Origin of the sequence: Mesorhizobium sp. M7A.F.Ca.CA.002.05.1.1 (genome assembly GCF_003998335.1) — a bacterium.
Lineage (GTDB): Bacteria > Pseudomonadota > Alphaproteobacteria > Rhizobiales > Rhizobiaceae > Mesorhizobium.
Window position 1 is genome coordinate 1 of the sequence record NZ_RZQI01001432.1, and the last position, 882, is coordinate 882.

Annotated in this window: 3 protein-coding genes; 2 read left to right on the forward strand and 1 reads right to left on the reverse strand. The window is 62.4% G+C overall.

Annotated features, from left to right (window positions below; all coding sequences use genetic code 11):
• Nucleotides 1–150 precede the first annotated feature (150 nt).
• Both EN939_RS36135 and EN939_RS39780 read left to right on the forward strand, forming a co-directional pair.
• A complete protein-coding gene (locus tag EN939_RS36135) occupies nucleotides 151–456 on the forward strand; it encodes a hypothetical protein (protein ID WP_127271135.1) in 306 nt (101 codons plus the stop codon).
• A 90-nt stretch (nucleotides 457–546) separates the two neighbouring features.
• A complete protein-coding gene (locus EN939_RS39780) occupies nucleotides 547–681 on the forward strand; it encodes a hypothetical protein (protein ID WP_255337188.1) in 135 nt (44 codons plus the stop codon).
• A gap of 43 nt (nucleotides 682–724) precedes the next feature.
• Here EN939_RS39780 and EN939_RS36140 read toward each other — a convergent pair whose 3' ends face one another.
• Nucleotides 725–877 (reverse strand): DUF982 domain-containing protein, encoded by a 153-nt coding sequence (locus EN939_RS36140; RefSeq protein ID WP_335930823.1) that lies wholly within the window; start codon nucleotides 875–877, stop codon nucleotides 725–727.
• Nucleotides 878–882: the final 5 nt, after the last annotated feature.

Genomic DNA, 882 nt, shown 5'->3' on the forward strand with positions numbered 1-882 from the left:
AACATGATCGCCTCCGGCACGCGCAACGGCGGCAAACGGGTTTGGTTGCAATGCCGCCCGGCGAGGCGGCCAACCTTTTTCGTCGACAGACGTTGTCCCTGTGAAGGGAAGGTCGCCGCGGGCGACCGTGCAAGAAAGAAGGAGGCAGTGATGAGAATTCTCGCCATCATGCCAATCGGCCTCATGCTGGCGCTGGCAGTGCCGGCCGCGGCCCAGCAGCAGAACGACAGCCAGGCACAGGCCGACAAATGCAGGGCTCAGACCGAGCAAGGGGCAAAACAGCAGCCTGGACAGCAGGCCGATGACGGCAATTTGACCGCGAAGCTCAACGATTGCGGCGGCGTGCTGAAACCGCCCCCGACGGGCGACCAGGGCATGGCGGCGCCGGCCCCCGAGGAAGGCAAGACGCCGGTGATCAAGCCGGGTGAAGTGCCGCCCCAGCCGCCGAAGCAATAAACGCCGCTGGCTGGTATTATCGCGCAAGCTAATGGAACCTCGTTATCTCAGGAGCGTTTCTCTCACGACTTGGAATTCGGAGAGATTATCGTGAGAGATATTGCGACCACGGCCACGTTGCTTGCCTCGATAGCCATCGTGATTGCCTTGATTCTTCTGGCGCCGAAGAGTTTTGGCTTCGAAACCTCTCAGCCGATTGTCCAGGGCGAGCTTCCAACGAAATGACAAAGCAGGCGAGGCACGACGCCCCGTCTGCTTCCTTTGACACCTACCGCACCAGCACGCCGGCATGGCTGCAGAGCGCTGCGAACGCTTCCTGCGCCTCGGCGGCGCCTGTCCCGGTTTCCAATGCGGCTTCGACCTTCTCGCGCGCCGCCTGGTAGAACGGGCCGCGTTTGGCCTGCGGCCAGTCGATCAGGATTTCGC